Source organism: Stenotrophomonas sp. STEN063, assembly GCF_056854515.1.
Genome location: NZ_JBXFWF010000109.1, coordinates 1 through 7,960, shown reverse-complemented (window position 1 = coordinate 7,960; position 7,960 = coordinate 1). Strand labels below are relative to the sequence as shown.

General features: G+C 63.4%; 7 protein-coding genes and 1 riboswitch. Of the genes, 5 read left to right on the top strand and 2 right to left on the bottom strand.

The features are described from left to right. Window positions 1–266 precede the first annotated feature (266 nt). Complete coding sequence (locus AC1VWL_RS18805; RefSeq protein WP_482987692.1) at window positions 267–2,768, bottom strand: alpha/beta hydrolase family protein; 2,502 nt, start codon at window positions 2,766–2,768, stop codon at window positions 267–269. Between the two features lie 116 nt (window positions 2,769–2,884). After that, window positions 2,885–3,003, top strand: a riboswitch (S-adenosyl-L-homocysteine riboswitch). Between the two features lie 32 nt (window positions 3,004–3,035). Between AC1VWL_RS18805 and ahcY the strand changes: the two genes are divergently transcribed. The 4 genes from ahcY to AC1VWL_RS18785 all read left to right on the top strand — a co-directional run bounded on the left by ahcY (window position 3,036) and on the right by AC1VWL_RS18785 (window position 6,396). Continuing rightward, window positions 3,036–4,481, top strand: coding sequence for an adenosylhomocysteinase (ahcY, locus tag AC1VWL_RS18800; protein ID WP_482987691.1), 1,446 nt, complete (start codon window positions 3,036–3,038; stop codon window positions 4,479–4,481). A 321-nt stretch (window positions 4,482–4,802) separates the two neighbouring features. After that, window positions 4,803–5,603: an aminoglycoside adenylyltransferase family protein gene (locus AC1VWL_RS18795; protein ID WP_482987690.1), complete on the top strand. Its 801-nt coding sequence runs from the start codon at window positions 4,803–4,805 to the stop codon at window positions 5,601–5,603. Window positions 5,604–5,664: 61 nt separating this feature from the next. Then, window positions 5,665–5,880: a DUF4287 domain-containing protein gene (locus AC1VWL_RS18790; protein WP_482987689.1), complete on the top strand. Its 216-nt coding sequence runs from the start codon at window positions 5,665–5,667 to the stop codon at window positions 5,878–5,880. Window positions 5,881–5,940: 60 nt separating this feature from the next. After that, window positions 5,941–6,396: a GyrI-like domain-containing protein gene (locus tag AC1VWL_RS18785; protein ID WP_482987688.1), complete on the top strand. Its 456-nt coding sequence runs from the start codon at window positions 5,941–5,943 to the stop codon at window positions 6,394–6,396. A gap of 128 nt (window positions 6,397–6,524) precedes the next feature. Here AC1VWL_RS18785 and AC1VWL_RS18780 read toward each other — a convergent pair whose 3' ends face one another. Next, a complete protein-coding gene (locus tag AC1VWL_RS18780; RefSeq protein ID WP_482987687.1) occupies window positions 6,525–7,289 on the bottom strand; it encodes an SDR family oxidoreductase in 765 nt (254 codons plus the stop codon). Between the two features lie 141 nt (window positions 7,290–7,430). Here AC1VWL_RS18780 and AC1VWL_RS18775 point away from each other — a divergent pair, with 141 nt between their 5' ends. Beyond that, window positions 7,431–7,793: a VOC family protein gene (locus tag AC1VWL_RS18775; protein ID WP_303748921.1), complete on the top strand. Its 363-nt coding sequence runs from the start codon at window positions 7,431–7,433 to the stop codon at window positions 7,791–7,793. Window positions 7,794–7,960 lie beyond the last annotated feature (167 nt).

Genomic DNA, 7,960 nt, shown 5'->3' with positions numbered 1-7,960 from the left:
CCTCTCCATACCAGTTCGCTCTCCTCCCGCGCGGCCTCCTTTGTGGCGTGGCTTGCTTCCGGCCCCCCGGCCCCGCCCCCCGCGGCCCCCCCACTACGTTGTTTCGCTCTTGCTCAAAGCCCTTCTCCCGCAAGCGGGAGAAGGGTTGGGATGAGGGGGCTTTGGACTTTGCCGGTGAAGCCCCTGCCGAGCATGGCTCGGCACTACAGGAGGGCCAAAGCCTGCCCTCCCCTTCGCACTGCGTGCAAAAGGGAGGGAGCCGCTCGTCAGCGCTTCTTGCCGGCTTCTGCACCCAGCCAACGGTCCAGCCAGTCTTCGCTTTCAGCCAGCATCGTCATGATCGATTCGCGTGCGCGGTAACCATGCGACTCGTTCGGCAGCATCACCAGGCGTGAGGTGCCACCCAAGCCCTTCACCGCAGCGAACATGCGCTCGCTCTGGATCGGGAAGGTGCCGGAGTTGTTGTCGTCCTCGCCGTGGATGAACAGGATCGGGTCCTTGATCTTATCGGCGTAATTGAACGGCGACATCTTCTGGTACACCTCCTGCGCCTGCCAGTAGTTGCGCTCTTCGGCCTGGAAACCGAAAGGTGTCAGCGTGCGGTTGTACGCACCCGAGCGCGCAATGCCAGCCTTGAACAGACGCGTATGCGCCAGCAGGTTGGCAGTCATGAAGGCGCCGTAGGAATGGCCACCCACCGCAATGCGCTCACGGTCACCAACACCACGTTTCACCACTTCATCGACCGCTGCCTGTGCGCTGGCAACCAGCTGCTGCACATAGGTGTCGTTCGGCTCGGTGTCGCCTTCACCAACGATCGGCATGGTCGGGTTATTCAGCACCACATAGCCCTTGGCCAGGAAGGCCTGCGGACCCCAATAGCTGATGGCGTTGAAGCGATACTTGGAACCGCTGACCTGGCTGGCATCGGCTGCGGATTTGAACTCTGCCGGGTAAGCCCACATCAGCACCGGGCGCGGGCCGTCCTTCTTGACGTCGTAGCCCGGCGGCAGCAGCAGGTCGGCGGTGAGTTCGACACCGTCGGCACGCTTGTAGCGGATCTGCTCCTTCTTCACGCCACGCAATGCAGGCAACGGATGGGCAAAGTGAGTGAGTTCAACCGGCTGCGCATCTGCCGCCAAGGTACGGGCGATCAGGTTGGCCGGCACGTCATTGGATTCACGGTAGGTGAGGATGCGACCACCCTCGCCTTCGCTGATGCTCAAGGGCATTTCGTAGTACGGCGCCTGCGACTGGAATACACGCTCGCTCTTGCCGCTGGCAAGGTCCACGCGGTCCAGGAATGGGCGATCACCTTCCGCCGACGCACCCTCGCCGATACGGTAAAAACTGTTGCCGTCGGCACTCAACTGCAAACGGGAGCGGCCAGCGTTGTCGGTGCTCAACACCGGCTCACCCGGGTCGCCATAGCGGTCATCTTCCGAACGCTGTACCAACAATGTTGCTGCCTGATCCAGATGGTCCGGGGCGATCTTCCACTGCTTCACCTGACGGCTCTTCCACCAGTACTCATCCAGCAGCGCCAATTCGCCATTGGCCCAGGTAACCCCTGCGTAGCGCGAGCCCAGCTGCGCCAGCGTCACCGGCGGCTTGTCGAACGGCGCGGCCTGCAGCAGCACCGCATCGCGCACCTTGGCCTCACGCGACGGGTCACCGCCATCCTGTGCCTCAGCCCACACCAGCGAAGCCGGCGCATCGGCGCGCCAGCTGATCGAACGCACGCCGGTGGGCACCGCATCGTTGCCGGTCGGCAGGCCATCCACCAGCGGCAGACGCGCCACCGTGTGCACCAGCTTGCCCTGGGCATCCAGTACTTCAATGTTGCGTGGGAAGCGGCTGACCGGCACCGCATAGGAGAACGGCCGCTGCACGCGCTGGCTCAACAGGTACTTGCCGTCGGGCGAGGCTGACAGTCCCAGATAGATGCCGGCTGTACCAACCGGGGTACTGTCGCCGTTGATCGACACCCGCACCGGCTGTGCCTGCAGGTAGTACTCGAACAGGCGCGCGTCGTCTTCGTTCTTCAACATGTCCTGGTAGGTCCGCACCGAGCGCACGCCCTGGCCGACCTCGGTCTGCTGCACGGCCGGGCCGGTCGGCACGCCATCGGCCAGCGGCGGTGCCCCCTGGCCAGCCGGACGCTGCATGACCAGCAGCGCGTCGCTGCCCGGCAACCATGCATAGCCGGTACCGACAATGCTGTTCAGGCGCTCGGCAACACGGCGCGCACTGCCAGCCTGCACGTCCACCAACCACAGTTCATTGGCCCCGGTCGCCGGGTCCAGCTGGTTGAAGGCCAGGTACTTCTGGTCCGGTGACCACGTCAATGCGGCCACCGACAGCGGCTGCGGCAGGCCGGTGATCTGGCGCTCCTTGCCATCGATGTTGGACGCCAGCCACAGCTTGCTGCCGAACGAGAAACGGCTGTCGGAGACGGTTTTGGGGTGGATCCGCAGGCCGGCCAGCTTCAGCTCCGGGGCGGCGACCTGGGCAATCGACGGCAGCGCCGGAATCTGCAGCAGCGCGGTCAGGTCCCCTTTGGGCGACAGGTACAGGCTGGGCGCGCGCGGGGCATCCACCACCGCCTGCAGCGCGGCCGACGGCAGCCGGTAGCCTTCGCCCTGCTGGGCGCCCTTCTGCGCCGCAGGCGGGGTCAGCGCCATGACCGGTGGTACTGCCAGCAGCAGGCCGGCACACAACACCAGTGCGGCTGAAGCACGACGGCGGCGGTGGGGAGACAGATTCATGGCGCATTCCTGTTGGACGGAAACAATCCCCCAACTTAACAATCCCCCTTGCCCGTGGCCCCTGCCGTTGGTTGGGCCCGCAGCGCTGACAGCTGGCCGCGATATACTGGGCAGCCCGTTCCGAGGGGCGCTGCGACCGTTGGGTGGACCTGTCCACCACCGCCCATGCTCTTGCATGGATTTCACCAACGGCCAGGCTCGGACGGCTTTCATGCAACAACGGCGCCCGGCGAACGCGAGCCTGCTCGCACCACACCGGAGCTCTAAATGAACGCTGTTGCCGCTACCTTCTCGCAGGAAGGTGATTACAAGATCCGCGATATCTCGCTGTCCGATTGGGGCCGCAAGGAACTGGACATCGCCGAGCACGAAATGCCGGGCCTGATGTCGATCCGCCGCAAGTACCAGGCCGAGCTGCCGCTGAAGGGCGTGCGCGTGACCGGCTCGCTGCACATGACCATCCAGACCGCGGTACTGATCGAGACCCTGAAGGACATCGGCGCCAACGTGCGCTGGGCCTCGTGCAACATCTTCTCGACCCAGGACCACGCAGCCGCTGCGATTGCCGCCACCGGCACGCCGGTGTTCGCCTGGAAGGGTGAGTCGCTGGAAGAATACTGGGACTGCACCCTGGACGCGCTGACCTTCACCCTGGCCGATGGCACCCTGACCGGTCCGGAGCTGGTGGTCGATGACGGCGGCGACGTCACCCTGTTGATCCACAAGGGCTACGAGCTCGAGAACGGCAGCAACTGGGTCAACGAACCGGCTTCCTCGCACGAAGAACAGGTCATCAAGAACCTGCTCAAGCGCGTTGCCACCGAGCGCCCGGGTTACTGGGGCCGCGTGGTAAAGGATTGGAAGGGCGTCTCCGAAGAGACCACCACCGGCGTGCACCGCCTGTACCAGCTGGCCCAGGCCGGCACCCTGCTGATCCCGGCGATCAACGTCAACGACTCGGTCACCAAGAGCAAGTTCGACAACCTGTACGGCTGCCGCGAGTCGCTGGCCGATGGCCTGAAGCGCGCGATGGACGTGATGCTGGCCGGCAAGGTTGCCGTGGTCTGCGGCTACGGCGACGTCGGCAAGGGCTGCGCGGCCTCGCTGCGTGCCTACGGCGCGCGCGTGGTGGTCACCGAGATCGACCCGATCTGCGCCCTGCAGGCCGCGATGGAAGGCTTCGAGGTCAACACCATCGAATCCACCCTGGGCCGTGCCGACCTGTACGTCACCACCACCGGCAACAAGGACATCATCCGCATCGAGCACTTGAGCGCGATGAAGGACCAGGCCATCGTCTGCAACATTGGTCACTTCGACAATGAAATCCAGGTCGATGCACTGGTGGCCTACAAGGGCGTGCAGCACGTCAACATCAAGCCGCAGGTGGACAAGTACATCTTCCCGAACGGCAACGCGATCTTCCTGCTGGCCGAAGGCCGCCTGGTCAACCTCGGCTGCGCCACCGGCCACCCGAGCTTCGTGATGTCCAACTCGTTTGCCAACCAGACGCTCGCACAGATCGACCTGTGGGCGAACAAGGACAGCTACGAGAACAAGGTGTACCTGCTGCCGAAGAAGCTGGACGAAGAAGTTGCGCGTCTGCACCTGGAGAAGATCGGCGTCAAGCTGACCACTCTGAGCCAGGAACAGGCCGACTACATCGGCGTGCCGGTCGACGGCCCGTTCAAGCCGGACCACTACCGCTACTGATCGGCAAGGCCATTGCCTTTGCTTCAGCCCCTCTCCCGCCCGCGGGAGAGGGGTTGGGGTGAGGGCAGCTTCAGCCGGTAAAGCCCCTGCCGAGCATGGCTCGGCACTACAGTTTGAGCCCCTCTCCCGTTCACGGGAGAGGGGTTGGGGTGAGGGCAGCTTCAGCCGGTAAAGCCCCTGCCGAGCATGGCTCGGCACTACAAGTCTTCCCGCGCACGCTGGAAGGGATGGAGTGAGGGCAAGCTTTGCAACGAACGGGCGCCGCAAGGCGCCCGTTCTGTTTGCGGCACAATCGCCCCAACACGATTGCCTGCCTCCGCCATGACTGCACTTTTCCCCGACGCCATCACCGCACAGCTCGCCCTCGCCTGCGACGTGATCCGGCAGCAACTGGCAGCCAACCTCATCGCCATTTACCTCTACGGGTCCGCACTCGACGGTGGTTTGAAGCCGCTCAGCGATATCGACCTGCTGGTGATCGTGGCCCAGCATCCCGACACTGCTACCCTGCGACAACTGCAACGCGACCTGCTGACGATCTCGGTGCCGCCTGGCCAGCATCCAACACTGCGTGCGTTGGAAGCGACAGTGATCGCTCAAGCCGAAGTGACGCCTTGGCGCCATCCAGCACGCCGCGAGCTGCAGTTCGGCGAATGGCTGCGGCAGGACATCCTTGCTGGCATCCTGGAACCGCCCATGCAGGATCCCGATCTCGCCATCCTCCTGACCACGGCCCGTCAGCACAGCATCGCCCTGCATGGCCCCGCCCTCGCCGAACTACTGCCGCCAGTGCCCGGTCAGGACTTCAAGCAGGCATTGGCTGACACCCTGGTGCTATGGAACACCGCAGACGATTGGCATGGCGAGGAAACAAACATCGTGCTCACATTGGCGCGCCTCTGGTACAGCGCACAGACAGGAAAGATCGCGCCGAAGGACGTCGCTGCGGAGTGGCTGCTGCAGCATCTGCCGGAGCAGCATCACGCCGTTGTCAGGCAGGCGCGGCGGGCGTATCTCGCCCCGGCCGACGCCATTCTCCCCTGGCCTGCTGCACCACTGGCTGCTTTCATTCACACCGCCAAGGCGCGCATCAGCGAGATCCTGCAGGCGAGCACCGGCTGAGTCGCCAACAAGCCGCCTTTGCCGCATCATTGCCGAGCCTCCCTCCTACCAGGAAACGCAGATGACCAGCAGCGAAAAAGTCCAAGGCCCGGCATCGTATTTCCCGTCCATCGAGAAGACGTACGGCAAGCCGGTAAAGCACTGGCTGCAGCTGCTGGACACGGTCAAGGACAAGAAACACATGGAGCAGGTGGCCTTCCTCAAGGAACAGCACAACATCGGCCACGGTCATGCCAACGCACTGGTCGCTTACCAGCGGGCACAGAACGGAAGCTGACAGGCCCCCGGCAAGCGCTACACACGACACGCTTGTGCCCTCTCCGACAAGAATCCCGCCATGCAACCCACCCTCATCGAGCGCCCGGCCTTCAACGTCATCGGCATGGAAGCAATCTTCCGCGAAGGCGAAGATGGCTATGCTGAACTCTGGCAACGCTTCATCCCGCGCGAGAATGAAGTCACCGGCAAGATCGATCCCGTCGTCAGCTACGGCGTCTGCATACCGCAGGCCGACCGCACGCTGCGCTACATCACCGGTTTCGAGGTGAGCGAGATAGCAGTCATCCCGGAAGGCATGGTCCGCGTCCAGGTTCCTGCGCAACGCTATGCCGTTTATACCCACACTGGCACTGCGCCGCAGATCAGCGCAACGTTCCAGGAAATCTACGATCACCTGCTGGCCGATCACGGTCTACAGGCAAAAGACGGCGTTGACCTGGAACGCTACGACGCACGCTTTGACGATCCGTTCGATCCGGAATCGCAGATGGAACTGCATATCCCGATCCATTGATCGGCAAGCCAGGCAGCTTGCTCGCCGACTCCTGTTCTGGGAGTGCGGGAGTTTCAGCAGCTCCATGCACTCCGGCCAAGCAGAGCGAACAGGCGCCTCTCGGCGCCCGTTTCGCATGCGCCCCCGCATCAGCCGCGATGGATGGAAACCCCACCATCCACCAACATCGCCGCGCCAGTCATGAATGACGACTGGTCCGAGGCCAAGAACATCGCCGCCGCCGCCAACTCGCGTGGATCGGCAATACGCTTCAGTGCATGCAACTGCGCCACCAGCGCCATCGCTTCCGGCGAGCCATTCATTTCATGCGCCATCGGGGTATCAGTACCGCCAGGCAACAAGGCATTGACCCGCAGTCCTTGCGGTCCGAACTCCGAGGCCAATGCCTGGGTCAGCCCGATGATGCCGGACTTGCTGGCCGCATACGCCGCAGCACCGGCGAAACCCACCGTATGCCCGACGAAGGTTGACGTGAATATCAGGCTACCAGCGCCGCCGCGCAGCATCGCCGGGACCTGATGCTTGGCGGCCAGGAACATCGCGGTGAGGTTGGTATCCAGCGTGCGCTGCCAATCGGCCAGCGCCAGCCCGGGTGTCGGTCCCAACGGCCCCATCATGCCTGCGTTGTTGAAGGCCACGTCCAGCCGACCGTACTGATCCAACGCCAGATCGACCAAGGCCTTTGCATAGGCCTCTTCGCAGACATCGCCCGGCAGACACACCGCAGTGCCGCCACTTCCGGCAATCTCCGCGACAAGCCGATCCAACTCGGCAGCGCGACGCGCTCCCAGCACAAGGGCCGCGCCTTCTGCGGCGAACAACACTGCTGCAGCACGGCCAATACCGGAACTGGCACCGGTGATGATCGCAACCTTTCCATGTAGCTGCTTCATGTAAGCTCCAATCGACAAGGGAGCTGCATGCTGCATCCATGCCGGCAGCATTGCCCGCCAGATTCGGACACCAAAGCCGAGCTCCAACAGCTGCAACCGGAGTCAACGCGCGATGGCTGATATCACGCCGCAGGAGATGAGATGAGCGACTTCACCGATGTGCGCTTTACCCTCGCCGTGCAGGATCTGGCAAAGTCCACCGACTACTACGCTTCAGTGCTTGGCCTGCAAATGGATTTCACTGCGCCCGGCTGGAGTTTCATGTCACGCGGCAGCTTCCGGGTGATGCTGGGCGAATGCATCGACGCTACGCCGCCGCATGCGCTTGGTGATCACTCCTGGTATGGCTACATAACCGTGGCAGACGCCAGCAGTCTGTTTGATGAGTACCAAGCGGCGGGCGCGGAATTCACCCAGCCGCTCGCTGACAAGCCCTGGGGCATGCGCGAGTTTGGAGTACGCACCATAGACGGCCACAGGATCATGTTTGGACAGGAGCTTTGAGCCCTGCGGTTACGGGGTACTGGAGCGTGCTCACCGGGGGTGTTGTAGGAGCGGCGTAAGCCGCGAAGCCGGTGGTTCGTCAGATTGCATAAATATCCGGTATTTCAGCACCGTCAGCTTCGCGGCTTTACCCGCGCCTACAAAAAAACCGGTTATTCGTGGGCGCC

Excerpts from the sequence above, each read along its gene's own strand:
- AC1VWL_RS18775 (WP_303748921.1), top strand. The coding sequence starts at position 7,431 with ATGAGCGACTTCACCGATGTGCGCTTTACCCTCGCCGTGCAGGATCTG.
- AC1VWL_RS18805 (WP_482987692.1), bottom strand. The coding sequence starts at position 2,768 with ATGAATCTGTCTCCCCACCGCCGCCGTCGTGCTTCAGCCGCACTGGTG.
- AC1VWL_RS18785 (WP_482987688.1), top strand. The coding sequence starts at position 5,941 with ATGCAACCCACCCTCATCGAGCGCCCGGCCTTCAACGTCATCGGCATG.
- ahcY (WP_482987691.1), top strand. The coding sequence starts at position 3,036 with ATGAACGCTGTTGCCGCTACCTTCTCGCAGGAAGGTGATTACAAGATC.
- AC1VWL_RS18795 (WP_482987690.1), top strand. The coding sequence starts at position 4,803 with ATGACTGCACTTTTCCCCGACGCCATCACCGCACAGCTCGCCCTCGCC.
- AC1VWL_RS18780 (WP_482987687.1), bottom strand. The coding sequence starts at position 7,289 with ATGAAGCAGCTACATGGAAAGGTTGCGATCATCACCGGTGCCAGTTCC.
- AC1VWL_RS18790 (WP_482987689.1), top strand. The coding sequence starts at position 5,665 with ATGACCAGCAGCGAAAAAGTCCAAGGCCCGGCATCGTATTTCCCGTCC.